We start from the raw sequence: 20394 nt of genomic DNA, 5'->3' as shown, positions 1-20394 counted from the left end.
ACCCAGGATAATATTCTTTTGAGCAATCATTTATTTTTCTGTTCGTGCTCAAGGAGCCATTGTTTGCGTAAAGTCCCTCCACCATACCCACCCAGGTTTCCACTGGTATTAATGATACGATGACAAGGAATAATAATTGAAAGCGAATTTGCACCATTAGCATTAGCAACTGCTCTGTAGGCAGTGGGTTTACCTAAGGTTTGGGCTTGTTCCGCATAACTTCTCGTTTCCCCATAAGGAATTAGTGTTAAAGCATGCCAAGCCATTTTTTGAAAAGGTGTACCTTGCATTTGGATTGGAGTGTTAAATTTTTTTAGCGTTCCTGAAAAATAAGCTTTGAGTTCTTTTTCAATCGATCGAAGTGGCGCTGTATCTCCGGGAATAATAGCTGCCTTCATTTTATTTCTTAGTCGTTCTACCTCACGCTCTAAGCCTCTTCTATCTACGAACTCCAAAAGATATAAAGCTTCATCATCAGCTACTCCAATCATTGGTCCAAGAGGTGAATCGAACCAGGAGGCCTTTAAAACACTGAGATGTTTTGCTAACTGCGAAGGTGCCGCTCCCATGATTTTAGAAAAAGCATCGCGAAAACCACTACTGGATTCATATCCAACATTTAGTTGTGTTTCAATCACCACTGTACCCGCACGAATTTGTTTCATGGCTATACCCATTCTTCTTGCACGTGCGTAAGCAACAAAAGTCATGCCGAAGCGTTTTTTAAATTGCCTGCGTGCAGTTGATGTATCAACTCCTAACGCGGCAAAATCGCTGTCTTTCCATCTCTTTTCAGGATTGGCTTCTACAGCAGCAACCAATTTTTGAATTAAATGTGAAGCCTGATTAGGATAGGACAGTGGCTGGCAACGCATACACGGTCTATATGAAGCTAGAAGTGCTTCTTGAATTGTGCGAAAAAATTCACAGTTTTCAAATTTTGGTTTTTTTGCAGGACAAGTAGGCCGACAAAATATTCCAGTTGATTTTACTCCAACATAAAATTGACCTTCATATTTGGAGTTTTTAGTAAGTAAGGCCTGGTAATATTCTTTTTTTTCTGTATCAGTTAACATGTAATGCTCAAATCAGTTGTTTCAATAGTTACTATAGCTTTTTTTAAAAAATGTGCGACCGAAATTCAGGCATCGAATTTAAGACAGAATTTATCAATTATCCACGACCATTCAATTTTCAGAAATTTAGGATGAAAATCTCATTATTTGTTACTCATGCTAAGTCTTGAGGAATTCCTCATTGCGGTTATACATAACGCCACCACTATTATAGCTTGTGTTTAGTTTAGTGAAACACCTGTTCCTTGATAGACCTACAAACTATTGCCGCTAAAACACACAGGTTTTTCTATTTTTCCCTGAGATGGTAAATTTACTCGGGTCATACCGCACTGATCTGTTCTATAAAAAGGAATTTTTAATGAGTCCATAGTGGCCAAAGTTTTAGCATGAGGAAAGTGAAAACGATTATCAAAACCTAATGAGGCTATAGCATAGCGGGGGGTAACTTCGAGCAAGAATCGATAAGAAGACGAGGTTTTACTACCGTGATGAGGAACAATTAACACATCAGAAGCCAGTTGTTCTTGGTATGTTTTTATTAAATAATCTTCGGCTTCTTTTTCAATATCACCGGTTAACAATATCTTTCCCGCTTTAGTGCTTACTTGCAGGATACATGAATTATTGTTTTTATTCTTAAAATGATGGTTGATTGGAAAAAAAATAAAATGAATACCATCCCACGTCCACTGTGGATAATCATGGCATGATTCACCATGACCGTAATAACGAGGTTCATTGACTAATAGTTGCTCTATGTGCATTCCTTTTTCAAGAGATTTGAGTCCTCCACGGTGATCTTTATCTGGATGACTAATGACCACGGCATCAATTTTTTTTATCCCTAAGGTTTTAAGGTAAGGTAAGATCACCATATTCCCTAGATCATTGCCTTGAAAAAACAGATCTCCAGTATCATAGATCAACACATGATGTTGGCTTCTTATCGCAACGGCCAAACCTTGACCTACATCCAAAATATCAATTACTGCTTCTCCTGGAGATAATACAGTTCGGAATGGAAAAAATGGAAGGAGCGCCCAGAGTAACGCAAGCCATTGGAGGCGTTTAGTGGGTAATAAAATCCACATCAGTAAAGCGCCCATCAAGAGAATGACCCATTCAATGCTATGGACCGAATAATTAATATTAACAAATTCTAGATGTTCGATGAGGCTTAATCCGTTGAATAACAGTGCAATCAGAAATGATAAGGGCTTCATTAAGAGGACGGCAATATTGCATGAACTGAGAGCCATCGTTATTAGTGCTATGGGTACGATTAAAAAACCAACTAGAGGAATAGCAAATAAATTCGCAATAAAACCATTAATGGAACCATACGAATACCAGTATAGGGTTAACGGCATGAGTCCAATTAAGCAGCTTAATTGTAAGGCTAAACTTCCTTTATATCCTTTTAACCTCCAACGTTGTTGAGTTAAAAGCAAACACGCGACAGCCAAAAAAGAAAAATAAAAACCTTGCATGAATACCGCGTGTGGTTCGAGACATAAAACCCCAAAAAGAGCATATCTCCATATTTGCCAGGCTGAAAAACGCTGTTTTCCTAAACGATAGAAGGTATAAAAAAAACAGCCGATGAGTGCTCTTTGTACTGGGGGGGCAAATCCTGCTAAGAAAGCATATAATAAAGCCCCCAGGAGCCCGCTAACACTAGCAATATAGGGGGCTGGAATATACAAACAGCAGAAGGCGCTTTGAGACCATAGCCATCGAATCAGCCAATAAATCATTCCAGATATTAATGCAATATGTTCTCCTGAAATTCCAAATAAATGGGTGGTTCCTGTACGTCTAAATAGATCCCAACTTTGTGGGCTAATATGGTTGGTCAAATTTAAAGTTAATGCTTCAAAAATTCCTGCAGTAAATTGATTCGGTGCCAATTGGTTGAGTTTATTGCCAAGATGTTCACGTACTTGAAGCCAATTAAAATGAGAAGGAGATTTTGAGAGTAAGTGATTGTTCTTAGAGAGAATATAGCCCGTCCAATGAATATGTCTTGTATTTAGTGTGCCGACATAATCGGCGCTTCCTGGATTAAGATAATTTCGGGGTTTTTTTAACTTGGCGTTAAACTGCCATCGTTGCCCTACGTGTATTTCAGGAGCATTGTTATACCAGGCCAATTGAATTAATCCTTGGGCTGGATGCTGATCATATTGCTCAAGTGCAAATAGAAATTGTGTCTTAGAGAAATCTTGGTTAGGAATAGATGCAATTGTTCCTTGAATTATTACTTTAGGTATTACTGGACTATTGGGCATCCCTCTAGGTACAGTAAGCAATTGATGCAAGTATGCGACTAACACCCCTAGAATAAAAAAGAGAATCAAGGAGTACTTTGGACTGAGGAACAAAAAGAGTAGGCTAATTAGAGGCAAAGTACGATTGAACGTATACAGGTAAAGTATGCCTGTGAAAAAGCAAAAAATTTCCATTTCATTTTAAGTTGGACCGTCCGTTAAACGGAATAGTAGAGAAGAGGGTTTTGTTTGTAAAGTAAATTTTTACTATGGCCGTACAGATATGAAGAACACTTTTAATTTAGATTATGGATAGTTCAGTTTAAATCAGCTTGGATTCCAACAACTAGGTTGTACGGCTCCTGTTGAGTCTACAGCTGTTTTTATATTAGATTGATCGATACTCAAACTCGCACAAGTCGCATCCTTAGTTTGATAACCTATGGGTGTTGCTGTCAAAGTATAAGTAGTGGTTCCTAACTTAGCTATGCGAATACGGTAAAAGCCTTGAGTCGATGTTTGCGGAAATGAAAGTAATGGGCTGCAAAGAACATTATAAGAAAAATGTTCGGCATAACATCGTTCCAGAGTGAATTGAGCTTGTATAAGTGTGGAGATGGCATCGGAACGATGCCTTTTAAGCAAGAAATGAAGGTAGCAAGGGTAGGCGATTGCAGAAAGGGTGGCTATAACAAATAGGGTCATCATTAATTCAATCAAGGTGAATCCTTTTCTTCGCATTGGATTTACTTTGTACATCCTTATTACTATCCTTTTACAAGTGAGCCTAATAGTGACTGCTTTAATCCCATTCGATAAATTTCTCGATTTCCGCACTTGCTACCTTGTATTGCCGATGCCTATTTTTGTTCTGCGCAAAAACATGAGGTTTATTGCATTGAATTTGATTTTTAAATGTTTTTAATGCATCTTCTAAATTCACAAAATCATAACCATTTCGTTTATACAAATTTATAATATCAGGCAAAACATAAGCATTAAGTAAATTTGCATGAATTAATAAAATTTGTGCTTGCTCGGTATTTTGATGAAATTCATTGTGTTCCTCAGCACGAAGTGTTTGTTGCCAAATAAAATCAAGATAAAAAGGCTTCAACTCATCTAAATAGGTGCGTCGATTCACTTCAGGAACTGATAACAAGCGTTGATTAAAAACAAAATCTTTGGAATCAATAGTAATTGGGGCAACTTGGTAATTCTTTCGGGCAAGATAACAGAGTATTTCTTCTTTTTTTTGTCCAGAGCTCATCGCCAAGTAAGGATAACGAAAATATTTAGGTTTCGTTAAAACAGGATGTAATATCTTGTCCGCACCTCGAATTTCCTCAATGTATTCTTGGGTATCCATTTTATTTAAATTAGCATGCGTCAGGGTGTGATTACCTAAACCAAACCCAGCATCGCGGAATTTATGCAGTATTTCCCAATTATTTTTACGTACTTCACTGGCAATAATAAATCCAGTCGCAGGAATTTGTTCTTTAGTCATGGTTTCAATCATCATGTTTAAATGAAAATTTCGATATTCGCCAACAAAAGGTAAATCATCGATGGTGATGGAGACTATTTTTTTGGGGGAAAAAGATTTTTTAGGGGACTCTTTATTTTTATCGTAATTTTCTTGTGATTGATCCTCGGAATCTAAGATACTCACATTATTAGCGGAGTCCTTAGCAATGCGATGACCAAATGCAAAACTGGTACTCTGACTCGCTATTAAAAACAACAGAATAAATGATATTTCTTTAATAAATAATTTAATTTTCATTAGATGCAAGGTACAAACAAATAGGGAAACCGACATTGTAACAAAAAATTAGCCTAAATGGCTTATTAGAGACGGGTTGTTTACAAAAATATAGATAAGATGACCAAATTAGTCATCTTATCCTAAAGAGTAGGTTAAAAAGCGTGAAGATTAAACACTAACCGTTTTTGCTCTGACCTACCGTAGCTGGTGTATGTTCTAGTTCCTCATCACTGTCCTCTTCCTCTGTGGCTTTACTTCCAAAGAATGTTTTATTGAATGCAGAAGAGAAACTGCCTAAATATCCTTTAGATTCTTTAGGTTCTTTTTTGATTTCTTTTTTGGTTTCTTTTTTAAATTCCTCGACGGCAATTTTCAAGGAGGCCATGCGGCACTCAAAGATCATATCGATGAGTAAATTAAACGCTCCTTTTAGATTAAAGTCTGCAATTGCTGAAAACATATGGCTGCTACGAATTGCCTTCTTACCATTATTTTTCGGAGCTACTGTCATAAATTGCATAAATTGAGTTGCAGAGGTAACCAAGGTCTCAACATCTCGGGGTTTTACTTCATCTACACCAAGAATTTTACTTAATCCATTGAAGATAATGGATTGTTCTGGGCTCGTAAGGTATGAAGAGGAATATTCTTTTAGGATTTGTTTATGAACTAGATGCATGGATCCAGCTAAAATAGCTACTTTTTCAGATTCATTAATTTCTGAATGTTTTAATGTTTCTCTTATTGCGTTCAGAAAGCGAAGTTGAGCAATTCGCTCTGATGATTTTAACTTTTCAATCTTAGAAACATTTTTGTCCGCAAGTTCATCTTTGATTAATTCATCAAGAGCTTTATTGAGTTTATCCCAACCAACAAATCGATCGGTTGCAGAGGCAGGCGATTTTTTAATTGCTTTGTATCTACTGATTTCAGCATTTGTTTCCGCATCATTAGTAAAAGAAGCAACGATTGCTTTTTGGGCGTCTTTTTCAAGTTCATAGGATGTTTGAATGAATTTGTCTAAGCTTTCGGTTGGGATAGCTGTTAACATATGGTTTTTTGTAAATCCATTACGCGAATCATGCCCTTGAAAAACCTGATTTAGGAACCCGTTTATCGCGGTATAGAATTTAGAAACTTGATATATGTCAGGCTTGTCTTCTGCTTTGGCTTCCTCACTAATTCCAACTGCATCCTTAAGGCAAGCACTCAGTAAACCGGGTGAGTCAATACTTCTACGGTTGTTTTCGATGTCTTGGATTGTCGTTAACATTGCGCCATAAAAAGCATTTGTTAGATTTGTTACATTCTCAAGAGCTTTGTCTTTTTTTTGAATGTCTTCTGTAGATGGAGAGAACTTTTCTTTTTCTACTGATTTCTTCTTTTCGTATTCTTTTATGGTATCTAGAAAGGGTTCTGCTTGTTCTTCGATTTGAGAAAGTATTGCAGAAAGGTATTGTAGTTCATATTTTCTTTGAGGGTTGCTATTAAGGTCTTCAATTTTTCCTTTATTTTCACGTTTTAAGAAAATATCAACGGTATCATCAAAATGTTTTCTTAATTCACTTAGTTCCTTTAATACAAACGTCATGTTAGTCTCCAAATGTCCAATGGATATATGTAAGATCTTCTTACAAGGCCTCAGTGTAAACTAAAGTAAACCGCTCGTCATGTATTTTCATTATACAATTTCAGTCTTTTACTAAAAACATATAAAATTCATTACCTTATATCGCTAATTACAATTAAAATGAGGATGTTTTTTATTAATGAACATAAAAAAATTGTATTAATTAAAATAAAGGGTAATATTTCTGTCATTTTTTATTGAATGCTTTATCAATGCAACTTGATAAAGCCAGCGAAACTTCAGATTTATAGATTTTGCCTACATGCAAGAGAGAAGATTTTTAATGAGGATCTGTTTTGAATATTGAAAACGAAAAACAGTTGCAACACCAATTTTTTTATAATGCCCAATTTGCATTAGTCTTTCTTCTGGTCTGTCGAATAATTTCTATATGTTTTATTCCTTTGAATGATGTCTCCGAAGCACGTTATGCAGAAATTGCACGCAAGATGTTGGAAACCGGGAATTGGGTCACGCCTCTCCACGATTATGGCGTTCCTTTTTGGGCGAAGCCGCCGTTGTCTACTTGGTTATCAGCTTTTTCGATGAAACTTTTTGGGGTTAATGAGTTTGCGGTTCGCTTACCCGGTTTATTGTTATCTTTGATTACGATATGGCTTATTTGGTATGTGGTTAAAAGGCATAGTGGTCATGTAATTGCTATGGTCACAACAATAATACTTGCGGGAACATTGTATTTTTTCCTTGATGCAGGAACTGTAATGACTGATCCATCTTTAGTTCTTTGCATTACTTTGGTCGAGATCGCGTTTTGGCGAGCGGTGGTGGATGACAGCAAACTTTGGTCTTATATTTTTTTTGTAGGACTGGGGTTAGGTTTGTTAGCAAAAGGCCCTGTTGCGATTGTTTTATCAGGCATGCCAATATTTTTTTGGGTTTTATTACGAAAGCAGTGGCGTAATTTATGGAAGCGCTTGCCTTGGATAAAGGGCATATTACTCATGCTTGCTATCGCTCTTCCTTGGTACATTTGGGCAGAAATAAGAACGCCGGGATTTTTAAATTATTTTATTATTGGCGAGAATTTCAATCGATTTTTAAAACCAGGATGGGTCGGTGATAAGTATGGTTTTGCCCACCAGCAAGCTTGGGGAATGATTTGGGTATATGCTGTCATTGGTAGTTTACCTTGGTGTGTGCTTGGCGCTGCATGGTTTATTAAATACAAACATAATGCACGCAAAGTATTTGTCGATAACGATGGTTGGTTGAGTTATTTTTTTCTATGCACCGTCGTTCCAATACTCTTTTTTACTTTTTCTCGAAACATTATTTACACCTATATTTTTCCAAGCCTTCCTGCTTTTTCAGTGTTTTTTGTTACATATTGGGATCGCGTTGGTGCCATCACCAGAGCCAGACAGCTTATTACAGGCCTCTCTGTACTGGTCGGAGTACTCTTTCTGGGGGCGACTTTTTTATTTAATGCAATGCCAGAAGCAATATCCAAAACGGAAAAATTGGTAGTTGCTTCCTGGTTAAAGCAACATCCTGAAGCTGGAAGCTATCTAATTTATTGGAGTTTCAAAACTGAATTTTCCGCTCAATTTTACTCAGGAGGTCGAGTGAGATCTGCTCTGAATAATAAAGAACTTTGCCGATTGCTGGACAATGGACGAGAAAATTATTTAGTAATTAAACCCTATTATACGCCCGATGTTTCACCTGAGTTGTTTTCCAAAATGATTCTAATTCAGCGTGTGTATGCGGGTGATAAACGTTTTTTATTGATGCGTATACCCCCTTCAGCACAGATACCTTGTCGAAACATAAAAACAGCGGAAGCTGAATACTGGAAATATTATTACCTTGAACAAGGGGATATCTTAAGCCACGTAGTCACTCCAAATTTGTTCAATAAAGATACCAATTTATTTAGAGTTTTGGTATAATCGGGCGCAATTTTTAAGCCATAAGGAGTAACTGTGTCGCAATCTGTTGCAGTGGATTCGAGAGCTTTTGTGCCACGTGGTGATTTAATGGCCTGGGTTGTGTGTCTTTCCGCAGGACTCTTTTTTTTATATGAATTTTTTCAACTCAATATTTTTGATGTAATCAATCAACCTTTACGGGATGATTTTCATATTGATGCAACTCAATTAAGTTGGATGTCCAGTGCTTATTTGTGGGCAGATATTCTATTTCTTCTCCCAGCAGGAATTATTCTGGATCGTTTTTCTACACGTACAGTTATTTTAAGCGCGATGTTTATTTGTGTTCTTGGTACTGTAGGTTTTGCATTAACACACTCATTTATCTTGGCTTCATTTTGTCATTTTCTTTCCGGAATAGGTAATGCATTTTGTTTTTTATCCTGCGTAGTCTTGGTATCGCATTGGTTTCCACCTAGAAGACAAGCTCTTGTTATCGGGTCTTTGGTCACTATGGCTTTTGTTGGCGGTATGATGGCTCATACTCCTTTTGCGTATCTTTATGAATTATTTGGATGGCGCAAAGCTTTGTTAATTGATGGGGCAGTTGGTGCAGGATTGCTGCTGTGGATTTACTATATGGTAAGTGATAAACCCGCCGAGTCACCCCTGAAAATTCGTACCAATCAGGGACAAGTCATTTCGGGATTTATAAACGCATTATCTAATTCACAAAATTGGTTAGCAGGTTTTTACACCTCTTTTCTTAATTTACCCATTATGGTTTTATGCGCTTTATGGGGCGCGAGTTACTTGCAAGTAGTTCATCATTTACCCGAAATGGTTGCCAGCAATGTTGTCAGTTTGATTTTTATGGGAAGTGTTATTGGTTGCCCATTAGCAGGATGGTTGTCTGATTCTCAAGGGCGTCGGAAACCTTTAATGGTCTGTGGAGCTATTGCAACCCTTATTACTGTAATTCCCTTATTCTTAGATATCGTTTTATCGCAATTTGCTCTAAGTATTATCTTTTTTGCCTTAGGCTTTTTTACCAGTACACAAGTGATTTCTTATCCTTTAGTGGCTGAAAGTAATTCTGCTGAAAACACCGGGGCTGCTACAGGTATTGCCTCAGTAATTATCATGGGGGGAGGTGGTGTAGGCCAAGTACTCTATGGTTGGTTAATCACCCATCATGCTGGGTCGGCAGTAATAACTTATTCGGTGGCTGATTTTCAATACGCCATGTGGATGTTCCCAATAACTACGGTTGCGGCTTTAATTGCCGTATTAATAACCCGTGAAACATATTGCAAGCGATAAAGCTGAGGAGTAAAGATGCAAGTTGTGGATGAGTTTCAAGGATATAATGAGATAAAATCGTCATTATTACCCTGGATGGTGTGTTTTGCTGCGACCTTATTCTTTTTTTATGAGTTTATTCAGGGGAATATGTTTGCATCCATCGCTGCAAATATCATGCAGGATTATCAGATACAAGCGGATAAAATGGCATGGCTCTCAAGTATTTACTATCTTTCTAATGTATTGTTTCTTTTTGTCGCGGGGATGGTTCTCGATCGCTTCTCCATTAAAAATACTTTATTAATCGCAATGTTTTTATGTGTGGTGAGTACGTTTCTATTGGCTTATTCTCATTCTTTTTATATGGCCTTATTTTGTCGATTTATCACAGGCATAGGTAGTGCGTTCTGTTTCTTAGGGCCTGTACGTTTAGCATCTCATTGGTTTCCACCCAAGCGTATGGCTTTGGTGACTGGAGCAATAGTCACGATGGCAATGGCTGGAGGCATGTTGGCCCAATATCCGTTAACCAAGCTCGTTATTTTGGTTGGATGGCGTCAGGCAGTACAAGATGTAGGAATTCTTGGTTTTGCTATGCTGATTGTTATGTTTTTTTGGATAAAAGAAAGACCGCAAAAAGCAATAAGGCAAGTTGTTAAACCAATTAATGTTTTCTCAGCCGCTAAAAAGGCTTATTTGAATAGTCAATATTTGCGGGCTGCATTTTATGCCAGTCTAATGAATATGGCTATTGCCGTATTCGGTGCCATGATGGGGACTTTATATTTAGTGCAACGGCTGGACATTAGTTCTTCGCAAGCCTCGGTAGTAAATGGAATGTTATTTTTGGGGTCGATTGTAGGTTCTCCTTTAGTCGGTTGGATATCTGATAAAATGGGTTTACGAATTATGCCAATGAGAATTGGGGTAATTGCCTCCTTATTAACTTTGCTCGCAGTACTCTACCTCCCTGTCTCTTATAGCATGATGGCATTTTTGTTTTTCTTGCTGGGTTTCTTTACTTCAGCGCAAGTGATTAGTTACGCATTAGTGGCGGAGAGTAGTTCTCCTGCAATGACCGCAACTGCTGTAAGTGTCATTTCAATATTGACACAAGGCGGTTATATTGTGTATCAAAATATGTTCAGTTATTTATTAACGAATCATGGGGATATGCAGATGGTGAACGGAACCCCTGTTTATCTACTTGATGCATATCAATATGCTGCAATTATTTTACCTGTAGGACTATTAATTGCTTTCCTCATGTTGATGGGGTTAAAAGAAACACGCTGCCAACATACTGAGGTCTAAGATGACAGGGAGAGTTTGTATATTACTGATGGATTCTTTTGGCATTGGGGCAAGTTTAGATGCCCATCGTTATGGGGATGCGGGTGCTAATACATTTGTTCATATTCATGAAGCATGTGAACGTGATGAGTGCAATCGAGAGGGACTTCGCCAAGGCCCTTTAACTTTGCCTAATTTGGCCAAACTAGGACTTTACCATGCAACTCTAGCAAGTTGTGGATTGCGTTTTGTTGAATTGTCTAATTTTTCTGAACCTGTAGGCCATTATGGTTATGCAGTAGAACAGAGCTTAGGGAAGGATACTCCAAGCGGACATTGGGAGTTAGCAGGGGTCCCAGTGACGTTCGAATGGGGTTATTTTCCCGAACAACCATTTTGCTTTCCTAAAAAATTAATTGATACCTTTATTCAACGAACTGGGTTACCAGGGGTTCTTGGTGAGAAACATGCGTCAGGAACTACAATTCTTGATGAGTTGGGTGAAGAACACATCAGAACAGGAAAGCCTATAGTTTATACTTCCGCAGACAGTGTATTTCAAATTGCCGCCCATGAAGAACATTTTGGATTACAGCGGTTGTATGATATCTGTGAAATTGCACGTACTTTGGTCGATGAATATCAGATTGGACGGGTAATTGCCCGACCTTTTATTGGCCAACCAGGGGCATTCAAACGAACTCCACATCGTAAAGATTATGCAACGTTACCTCCCGAAAAAACCCTACTTGATTACATGAAAGAATCCGGTCGCGAAGTAATTGCCCTAGGAAAAATTGCAGATATTTATGCTCATCAGGGAATAACCCAAGTGATTAAGGCTGATGACAACATGGCCTTGTTCGATGCTACTTTGGCTGCAATGAAGACTGCTCCGGAGGGTAGTTTAGTTTTTACTAATTTTGTAGATTTTGATTCCTCATTTGGCCATCGTCGTGATGTAACGGGTTATGCTCATGCACTTGAAGCGTTTGATGCACGTCTTCCAGAGCTCGATGCTTTATTAAAGCCCGATGATCTAGTTGTTATTGCAGCCGATCATGGGTGTGATCCTACTTTTCCTGGTTCTGATCACACAAGAGAGCATATTCCTGTATTAGCATATGGCCCTAACATTAAAAGCCGTTTCATTGGACGTCGCGATACCTTTGCTGATGTAGGCCAAAGTATCGCACAACATCTTGGATTAGAGAATTTATCACATGGAGTATCTTTTTTAATCTGAATCGTAGGCCAAAAAAGTTGTTTACGGCCTGCGCCCACTTAAATTATTGTGACGGGTGAACGTCATAGTAGAAATCCAAAACCATAAATTCGGAATTTCCCTGGGTTACACCCCAGGTTACATTCTGATGTCACGGCATGAATAGTAATAATTTATTCATTTTGTGACCCCTTGTTTTTTTGTTTATCATCCCCATGTATAGGGTTCCGGTTTGATTTGAGGATTTTATTTTGGAACAATTTCGTGGGACAACCATACTTTCAGTACGACGCGGAAATCAAGTGGTTATCGGTGGAGATGGCCAGGTAACTCTAGGTAATACCGTGATGAAGGGGAATGCGCGTAAAGTGCGACGCCTCTATAAAGATCAAGTAATTGCTGGTTTTGCTGGCGGTACTGCAGATGCGTTTACTCTTTTTGAACGTTTTGAGAGCAAGTTGGAAATGCATCAAGGTCATTTGGTCCGTGCCGCAGTTGAGCTCGCTAAAGATTGGCGAACAGACAGAATATTGCGCCGACTCGAAGCAGTTCTTGCTGTTGCGGACGTCAAATCTTCCCTCATTATCACAGGTAATGGCGACGTAATCGAACCAGAGCAAAGCTTAATTGCAATTGGTTCAGGCGGTCCTTTTGCGCAAGCAGCTGCACGCGCATTGATGGAAAATACAAAATTATCAGCTGTAGAGATAGTGCGTAAAGCATTAAACATTGCTGGCGATATCTGTATTTATACCAATAACAATTTAACTATAGAAGAATTAAATAATGGCGACAAATAACAGCAAGATGACTCCTCGTGAGGTTATTCGAGAAGTGATGACTCCTCGTGAAATTGTCCAGGAATTGGATAAATATATTATTGGCCAGGATGATGCGAAAAGGGCAGTAGCAATTGCATTACGTAATCGTTGGCGACGTATGAATATTAAAGATCCCGCTTTGCGCAATGAAATCATGCCTAAAAATATTCTTATGATTGGGCCCACTGGTGTGGGTAAAACGGAAATTGCTCGACGTTTAGCTAAATTAGCACGTGCTCCTTTCATCAAAGTTGAAGCAACAAAATTTACCGAGGTAGGGTATGTTGGACGCGATGTAGATTCTATTTTGCGTGATTTGGCAGATATCGCGGTAAAACAAGAGCGTGAATTTGCGATGAAAAAAGTAGAGCACTTGGCTGAAGATGCGGCTGAAGAGCGTATTCTGGATGTATTGCTTCCGCCCGCCCGCGGCAGTTTAACACCTAGTGAAAAAGACAGTACAGCCAGACAAGTCTTTCGTAAGCAATTGCGTGAAGGGATTCTTAATGAGAATGAAATTGAAATAGAAATTTCAGCAACACCTATTGGCATTGAAATTATGGCTCCTCCAGGCATGGAAGAAATGACAAGCCAATTACAATCCATGTTTCAACAAGTGGGCACTCACCGTACAAAAACACGTAAAATGACTATAGGTAAGGCGATGCAGATTTTACGTGAAGAAGAGGCGGCTAAGCTCATTAATGAGGATGATATTAAGACTCATGCCATAGAAAATGTGGAACAAAATGGGATTGTCTTTATCGATGAGTTGGATAAAGTAGCACGACGAACTGAGAATGCAGGGGGCGGGGATGTTTCTCGTGAAGGCGTACAAAGAGATTTATTACCCTTAGTTGAAGGAACTTCAGTGACCACAAAATACGGTATGATTCGTTCGGATCATATTTTATTTATTGCATCTGGGGCATTCCATGTTGCTAAGCCGTCTGATTTGATTGCTGAATTACAAGGAAGATTGCCTATCCGAGTTGAATTATCTGCCCTTTCTGTTGAAGATTTCGTGCGTATTCTCACAGAACCTACTGCATCACTAACACTGCAATACAGTGCTTTAATGGCTACTGAAGGATTGACACTAACTTTTGATGAGTCAGGAATTAGAAGGATTGCCGAAGTAGCTTGGCAAGTAAACGAGCGTACAGAAAATATTGGCGCGCGTAGGCTTTATACCGTGATGGAACGGTTATTAGAAGTCGTTTCGTTTGAAGCTACAGATAAAGCAGGTGAATCTGTTCATGTGGATAAAGCATATGTTGAAAAAAATCTCGGACAGCTGGTAGCGGACGAGGATTTAGCCCGTTATATTCTATAATAGAGCAGTCTGAGACTCATATAGCGAACCCGTATTATGCAATAAATCTATTGTCCCATCACGGGTTTCGCTAGTTCTCTGATGACCTATCAACCCCCCTTCAAATCTTCAATGCTATAACCTTTAATGCGCGTTGTAATAAGCATGTCAATATAAGGAAAATTTTAGGCCTATCCGAGTACCCTTTTTTAATTTTCGCAGGACTTGATTCAATTGTAATTTTGGTATGTGATTAAAGAGAAACTGCAAGTTCTATAAAACGGCTGTTCTCACGGAGGAGAAAAAAATGTCACATCAACCGAGTTCTATTGCTACAATAAGAAGTGAAGATCTTGAGTTAGAAGAAGGCACCGATGATTCTTCCGAAAATGATGAATCTCATTCTTCCTGTATTGGTGTAAGAGCATATTCATTTTTTAATTCTCAAAAATTTTCCTTAGATTCCAAGGCTTATACCAATATTTGGGATAAAAGTAAGGGAAATTCCAATCATAGAAGAATCAAAGCATTGCTTATCGATTATACTAAAGAAAATTGTTTATTCGGTTCCTTCATTGGACGTATGATTGCAGGATATTGGAATAGACATCATGTTCGTGCAGTAAGTAAAATAATCGCGAATATGGCAGTTAATAATTATTATGATTCAGCTGATGATATTGTCTCTGATTTGAAAACATTAAAACCTAGAAAAGGAGGAGCTTTGTATCAGCTAATAAAGTTTATTGAAATGAAATTGGAAGCGCAATTAAAGTATGATTTTAAATTTTAACCTGGGAAAAGCAGTTGAGCCGTTATGATCAGTAAAAACCCGATAGGTTCTGTACTATTTGTTCAAGCCCAACTGCTTCCTCGATTTAAGGTAATGGAGTTGTTTGATGTCTAATCCTTATGTTTTAGTTTTATATTATTCGCGCACCGGTTCGGTAGCGCAATTAGCACAATATCTTGCGCGTGGTGTAGAACGTGTTGGGGGGATTGAAGCACGTTTAAGAACGGTTCCCCCTGTTTCTACTACCTGTGAAGCAGTTGATAAGACGATTCCAGATGAGGGGGCGCCTTATGTAACTTTAGATGATTTGCGACAGTGTCATGGACTAGCTTTAGGTAGCCCGACCCGTTTTGGAAATATGGCTGCTCCTTTGAAATATTTTCTGGACAGTACTTCCTCTTTGTGGCTGGCAGGTGATTTAGTAGATAAACCAGCTTGCGTTTTCTCTTCTTCTGCAAGTATGCATGGAGGCCAGGAAACTACATTATTAAGTATGATGTTACCTTTATTGCATCAAGGGATGATTTTATTGGGTGTGCCTTATTCGGAGTCCTCTTTGAATGATACAGTGAGTGGTGGAACACCCTACGGTGCGACGCATGTTTCTGGCGTTGCAAATGATCGACCTCTGAGTCAGGATGAAATTAATCTAGCCCGCCATTTAGGTGAACGTTTGGCACGAGCTGCTCTTAAATTGTGCAAAAATAAGGAGCATTAATTGGGGTAATTAAAAGCGTAGTAAAGAGTTTTTATGATAGCATCTGGGCGTTCTTGATTTGTCCGGGCTGCAATAAATAAATTGAGTGAAAAAAATGAAAGTAATTAGTTTTAATGCCAATGGGATACGTTCAGCAGCGCGTAATGGATTTTATGAGTGGCTTGCGATGCAAGATGCTGATTTTGTTTGTATACAAGAAACGAAGGCACAGCCAGAACAATTAATTCCGGAGGAATTATATTATCCACGCGATTATTTCTGTGATTATTATTCAGCACAAAAGAAAGGGTATAGTGGAGTGGCAATTTATGCACGGCACAAACCGAATCGTATCGTAAGAGGTATGGGGTTTGATTATTGCGATAATGAAGGTCGCTACATTCAATTTGATTATCCAAAATTTAGTATTGTCTCGCTTTATTTACCTTCTGGAACTAGTGGTGAGGAGCGTCAAACGGTCAAGTATGGTTTTCTCGAACAATTTGCTGAACATTTGATTCGATTAAAAAATGAGGGACGGGAGTTGATTGTGTGTGGTGATTATAATATTGCCCATAAACAAATCGATTTAAAAAACTGGCGAGGCAATCAGAAAAATTCTGGATTTTTACCTGAAGAACGGGCTTGGATGGATAAATTGTTTGGAGCCATGGGTTTTGTTGATGCATTTCGTGTGCATAATCAACAAGAAGAGCAATATACTTGGTGGTCTTTTAGAGGACGTGCATGGGACAAAAATGTTGGGTGGAGAATAGATTATCAAGTGGTTACTCCTGGGTTAACAGAACATGTAGTCGACAGTCGAATTTTTCGTGAACCCCGCTTATCAGATCACGCTCCTTTGTTAATTGAATATAAAGGAGATTGGTGTGCTTAAATTAGCAAGCTGGAATGTGAATTCTTTGAAGATACGGTTGGATCAAGTTTTGGAATGGTTTGATTCTTCGCGTGTGGATGTTCTTGCGCTCCAAGAAACAAAATTGCTTGATGAGAATTTCCCTATAACCCCATTTATAGAAAAAGGCTATCATGTTGTATTTTCAGGACAGAAGACATACAACGGCGTTGCTGTAATAAGTCGGTATCCTTTTTCTGATGTTCTCACGGATATCCCTGATTTCATTGATCCACAACGACGTATTTTGGTGGTTACGATCGCAGGTATTCGCTTGATCAATTTGTATGTTCCTAATGGGTCTGAATTAACTTCAGATAAATATCAATACAAATTAAATTGGTTGCAAAAAGTTACTGCTTTTATTCAGCAGCAAATGAGTGTTTTCCCCAATTTAGCTGTAGTGGGAGATTTTAATATCGCTCCTGAAGATCGAGATGTCCATGATCCTGCTGAATGGATTGGATCTGTATTGGTTAGTCCTGCTGAACGAGAAGCCTTTATGCAATTATTACAACTTGGCTTACATGACAGTTTTAGAAATTTTATGCAGGAGGAACAAATATTCAGTTGGTGGGATTATCGTGCGGGGGCATTTAGACGTAACCGAGGCTTACGTATTGATCATATTTTATTGAGTAAAACACTTAATGGGTTATGTAGGCAAGCAGTGATTGATAAGGAGCCACGTAAATCAGAAAGGCCTTCCGATCACGCACCTGTATGGGTTGAGCTCGATCTTAATGTGAGTTAAATGTAGCGGAGTAGAAATCGGGTAGGGTAGATGAGTTTATGAACCCGGGTTCCGGCTTCGCCTTCACCCAGGCACATTAGATTTTCATTACTTATTTTGCAAGGTTTCAAATAGAAACCAAATTCGTCGTTCTGTTTCATCAATATAAACTTCCAAGATACTCGTGGTAGCGAAATCATTTTTTTTGCTACATACCTCATGAACTTTTCGTAAATTTTTTAAGAACCCTTTATTATCTTCCAGTAGATTTTGCAGCATATCCTCTGCAGATAGGGTTTCATTGGTATCTCGAAGCGTTTGTAATTGTTTAATCTCTCCAATAGAGTGAATTGTCCGTTCTCCTAATTTGCGTACCCGTTCGGCTAAAACATCAATCATCGCAAAAATTTGTTCACTTTGCTCATCTAATAAAAGATGATAATCCCGATAATGAGGTCCTGTCATATGCCAATGGAAATTTTTGGTTTTAACAAATAAGGCAAATGTATCAGCCAAAAGAGGATTAACCGCCTCAGCAATTTTGCGACGATCCCTTATATCGAGGTCATTTGGTGTTTCAAGCTTATAGAGTTCCAGTTTTTTCATTTTAACTCCTGTTAAATTAATTCGTTTTTATAAGCGTAGACCAATCGTGCCTATTTTGTTTCAATGATGTTGAAATATTGAGATCATTGTTTCATTTAATAGACCAAGAGGGTATAACCGCGGTTTCCTTTTGATAAAAATTGCTTTACAACAGTTTTTCTGCTATTGTTTTGCGTCATTTGTACAGAGTATGGTGCCTGGCGTTGGGTTCAGGTGGCGATACTCATTTAAACTATAGAGAGTCGTATTATGAAGGCATCAATTCATCCAGAATATAAAAAAGTTAAAGTAATATGCAGTTGCGGTGAGGAATTTGAAACCCGTTCAACTTTATGTAAAGATTTGAACATTGAAGTATGCTCACAATGTCATCCCTTTTATACTGGTAAACAAAAATTAGTAGATACTGGTGGTCGTGTTCAGAAGTTCCGTGATCGTTATAGCCAGCGTTCTACTCAAGCTGCTAAAGAAGAAACGAAATAAGGCGCGCGTTATTTGCGCCTTATTTAAATATACTTCATTCGAAGTATATCTTATTGACAGATTGTTCCTGCAATGCTAATTTCGGTGTCGCAGGTTCTTGACGTCCAATTATTGTCTCCATCTTATCATCCATTGGCTGTTTCTCTTATATTTTATTAAGGGTTCATAGTCAGATGTTTGTGTGCCTGTAGCACAATGGTTGTACAATAAATTGAATAATGGTTGGTAGGATTTTTTGACCTTACTTAAGTTTTATTTCTGTGTAAGAGAGTGAGTACTTTGGATAATGACGTTTTAAAGCAGTGCGCATTGGATTATCATGAGTTTCCAACTCCCGGAAAACTTGGTGTTCATATTACCAAATCAACTGACTCTCAGAGTGATTTGTCTCTAGCTTATACACCGGGTGTGGCTGCCCCGGTGATTGCAATAGCAGAAAACCCCGAAGATGCTTATCGTTACACTAATAAGGGAAATTTAGTTGCTGTAATGACTAATGGTACTGCGGTGCTGGGTTTGGGGGATCTTGGACCTCTTGCGAGTAAACCAGTTATGGAAGGTAAAGCTGTTTTATTTAAGCGTTTTGCAGGTATTGATGTATTTGACATCGAAATTGATGCTCATGATTCTCAAGCATTTATCTCTACAGCCAAACGTATTGCCCCCACTTTCGGAGGAATTAACCTAGAAGATCTTAAAGCTCCGGAATGTTTTGAGATTGAGCAGGCGTTAATTGAGCAATTGAATATTCCTGTATTTCATGATGACCAGCATGGTACTGCTATAGTGGTTGCCGCAGCTTTGCTAAATGCCCTTGAATTGCAGCAAAAAAAATTATCTGATGCCAAAATTGTATGTATTGGTGCAGGAGCTGCGGGAATTGCTTCGATGCGATTGCTTGTTGCAATGGGCGCCCATAAAGAGAATATGTTACTTTTGGATACTAAGGGAGTTATCCATTCAGGTCGTGCCGATCTAAATGCTTATAAATTTGCTTTTGCACGTACGACTGAATGCCGGACTCTAGCTGATGCACTGGTAGATGCAGATGTATTTATTGGAGTTGCCAAACCGAATTTGTTGGACGCAGATCTATTAAAATTGATGGCACCTAAGCCTGTTATTTTTGCTTTATCTAACCCTGATCCTGAAATCAGACCTGAATTAGCATTTCAAGTACGTAATGATTTGGTTATTGCTACTGGACGTAGTGACTATCCTAACCAAGTCAATAATGTGTTGTGTTTTCCCTATATTTTTCGTGGTGCGTTGGATGTGCGTGCCAAGTGTATTAATCAATCGATGCAAATTGCGGCAGTTGAAGCTATCCGTCAACTGGTGCATGAGCCTGTTCCCCAGGTAGTGAAGGATAATTACCCAGGTGTTACGCATTGGGATTTTGGCCCTAACTACATCATTCCCAAGCCTATTGACCCTCGTTTAAGAGAACGAGTCCCTGCTGCTGTGGCTGAAGCTGCAATAGCAAGCGGCGCGAATCAAGTAAGTTGTAATTTAGAATAAAAGTAGCATCCCGAATGCATGAGGGATCTCAAGGTGTAGCAGTA

The 20394-nt window shown here is 38.6% G+C and carries 18 protein-coding genes; 12 read left to right on the top strand and 6 right to left on the bottom strand.

The window, feature by feature from the left end; all coding sequences use genetic code 11:
• Positions 1-26: 26 nt before the first annotated feature.
• The 5 genes from ACWTE2_RS04810 to ACWTE2_RS04790 all read right to left on the bottom strand — a co-directional run bounded on the left by ACWTE2_RS04810 (position 27) and on the right by ACWTE2_RS04790 (position 6711).
• Positions 27-1076, bottom strand: a complete 1050-nt coding sequence (locus ACWTE2_RS04810) for a bifunctional transcriptional activator/DNA repair enzyme AdaA (RefSeq protein WP_454784374.1) — start codon at positions 1074-1076, stop codon at positions 27-29.
• A 254-nt stretch (positions 1077-1330) separates the two neighbouring features.
• Complete coding sequence (locus ACWTE2_RS04805) at positions 1331-3544, bottom strand: DNA internalization-related competence protein ComEC/Rec2 (RefSeq protein ID WP_454784373.1); 2214 nt, start codon at positions 3542-3544, stop codon at positions 1331-1333.
• Positions 3545-3676: 132 nt separating this feature from the next.
• The gene (locus ACWTE2_RS04800) at positions 3677-4108 is read right to left on the bottom strand and encodes a type IV pilin protein (protein WP_454784372.1); all 432 of its coding nucleotides are present in this window, start codon (positions 4106-4108) and stop codon (positions 3677-3679) included.
• A 43-nt stretch (positions 4109-4151) separates the two neighbouring features.
• Positions 4152-5138 carry a polysaccharide deacetylase family protein gene (locus ACWTE2_RS04795; RefSeq protein WP_454784371.1) on the bottom strand — a complete coding sequence of 329 codons (987 nt, stop codon included), beginning with the start codon at positions 5136-5138 and terminating at the stop codon, positions 4152-4154.
• A 157-nt stretch (positions 5139-5295) separates the two neighbouring features.
• Entirely contained in the window at positions 5296-6711 is a 1416-nt protein-coding gene (locus ACWTE2_RS04790) for a hypothetical protein (RefSeq protein WP_454784370.1), read from the bottom strand.
• A 335-nt stretch (positions 6712-7046) separates the two neighbouring features.
• Between ACWTE2_RS04790 and ACWTE2_RS04785 the strand changes: the two genes are divergently transcribed.
• From ACWTE2_RS04785 to xth, 10 genes are all read left to right on the top strand, one after another.
• Positions 7047-8663, top strand: a complete 1617-nt coding sequence (locus ACWTE2_RS04785) for an ArnT family glycosyltransferase (protein ID WP_454784369.1) — start codon at positions 7047-7049, stop codon at positions 8661-8663.
• A gap of 33 nt (positions 8664-8696) precedes the next feature.
• A complete protein-coding gene (locus ACWTE2_RS04780; RefSeq protein WP_454784368.1) occupies positions 8697-9965 on the top strand; it encodes an MFS transporter in 1269 nt (422 codons plus the stop codon).
• A 15-nt stretch (positions 9966-9980) separates the two neighbouring features.
• The gene (locus tag ACWTE2_RS04775; RefSeq protein WP_454784367.1) at positions 9981-11261 is read left to right on the top strand and encodes an MFS transporter; all 1281 of its coding nucleotides are present in this window, start codon (positions 9981-9983) and stop codon (positions 11259-11261) included.
• A 1-nt stretch (position 11262) separates the two neighbouring features.
• A complete protein-coding gene (locus ACWTE2_RS04770; RefSeq protein WP_454784366.1) occupies positions 11263-12486 on the top strand; it encodes a phosphopentomutase in 1224 nt (407 codons plus the stop codon).
• Between the two features lie 230 nt (positions 12487-12716).
• A complete protein-coding gene (gene hslV / locus ACWTE2_RS04765; RefSeq protein ID WP_182391354.1) occupies positions 12717-13265 on the top strand; it encodes an ATP-dependent protease subunit HslV in 549 nt (182 codons plus the stop codon).
• A complete protein-coding gene (hslU, locus tag ACWTE2_RS04760) occupies positions 13252-14622 on the top strand; it encodes an ATP-dependent protease ATPase subunit HslU (RefSeq protein ID WP_454784365.1) in 1371 nt (456 codons plus the stop codon). Before hslV ends, hslU begins: the two co-directional genes overlap by 14 nt.
• A 286-nt stretch (positions 14623-14908) precedes the next feature.
• Complete coding sequence (locus tag ACWTE2_RS04755) at positions 14909-15394, top strand: DUF5617 domain-containing protein (RefSeq protein ID WP_454784364.1); 486 nt, start codon at positions 14909-14911, stop codon at positions 15392-15394.
• A gap of 106 nt (positions 15395-15500) precedes the next feature.
• Entirely contained in the window at positions 15501-16112 is a 612-nt protein-coding gene (wrbA, locus tag ACWTE2_RS04750) for an NAD(P)H:quinone oxidoreductase (protein ID WP_454784363.1), read from the top strand.
• Positions 16113-16206: 94 nt separating this feature from the next.
• Positions 16207-16989, top strand: coding sequence for an exodeoxyribonuclease III (locus ACWTE2_RS04745; RefSeq protein ID WP_182391350.1), 783 nt, complete (start codon positions 16207-16209; stop codon positions 16987-16989).
• Positions 16982-17761 carry an exodeoxyribonuclease III gene (xth, locus tag ACWTE2_RS04740; RefSeq protein WP_454784362.1) on the top strand — a complete coding sequence of 260 codons (780 nt, stop codon included), beginning with the start codon at positions 16982-16984 and terminating at the stop codon, positions 17759-17761. Before ACWTE2_RS04745 ends, xth begins: the two co-directional genes overlap by 8 nt.
• 87 nt (positions 17762-17848) lie before the next feature.
• Here the strand turns inward: xth and ACWTE2_RS04735 are convergent, their stop codons facing one another.
• The gene (locus ACWTE2_RS04735) at positions 17849-18346 is read right to left on the bottom strand and encodes a Dps family protein (protein ID WP_182391348.1); all 498 of its coding nucleotides are present in this window, start codon (positions 18344-18346) and stop codon (positions 17849-17851) included.
• Positions 18347-18595: 249 nt separating this feature from the next.
• Here ACWTE2_RS04735 and rpmE point away from each other — a divergent pair, with 249 nt between their 5' ends.
• Together rpmE and ACWTE2_RS04725 are read left to right on the top strand one after the other, a co-directional pair.
• The gene (rpmE, locus tag ACWTE2_RS04730; protein WP_182391347.1) at positions 18596-18829 is read left to right on the top strand and encodes a 50S ribosomal protein L31; all 234 of its coding nucleotides are present in this window, start codon (positions 18596-18598) and stop codon (positions 18827-18829) included.
• Between the two features lie 279 nt (positions 18830-19108).
• Positions 19109-20350: a malic enzyme-like NAD(P)-binding protein gene (locus ACWTE2_RS04725; protein WP_182391346.1), complete on the top strand. Its 1242-nt coding sequence runs from the start codon at positions 19109-19111 to the stop codon at positions 20348-20350.
• The last annotated feature ends 44 nt before the right edge of the window (positions 20351-20394 follow it).

This window comes from Legionella nigrisilvae, from assembly GCF_977063395.2.
The sequence above is the reverse complement of the archived record's forward strand: the minus strand, read 5'-3'. Positions and strand labels throughout refer to the sequence as shown.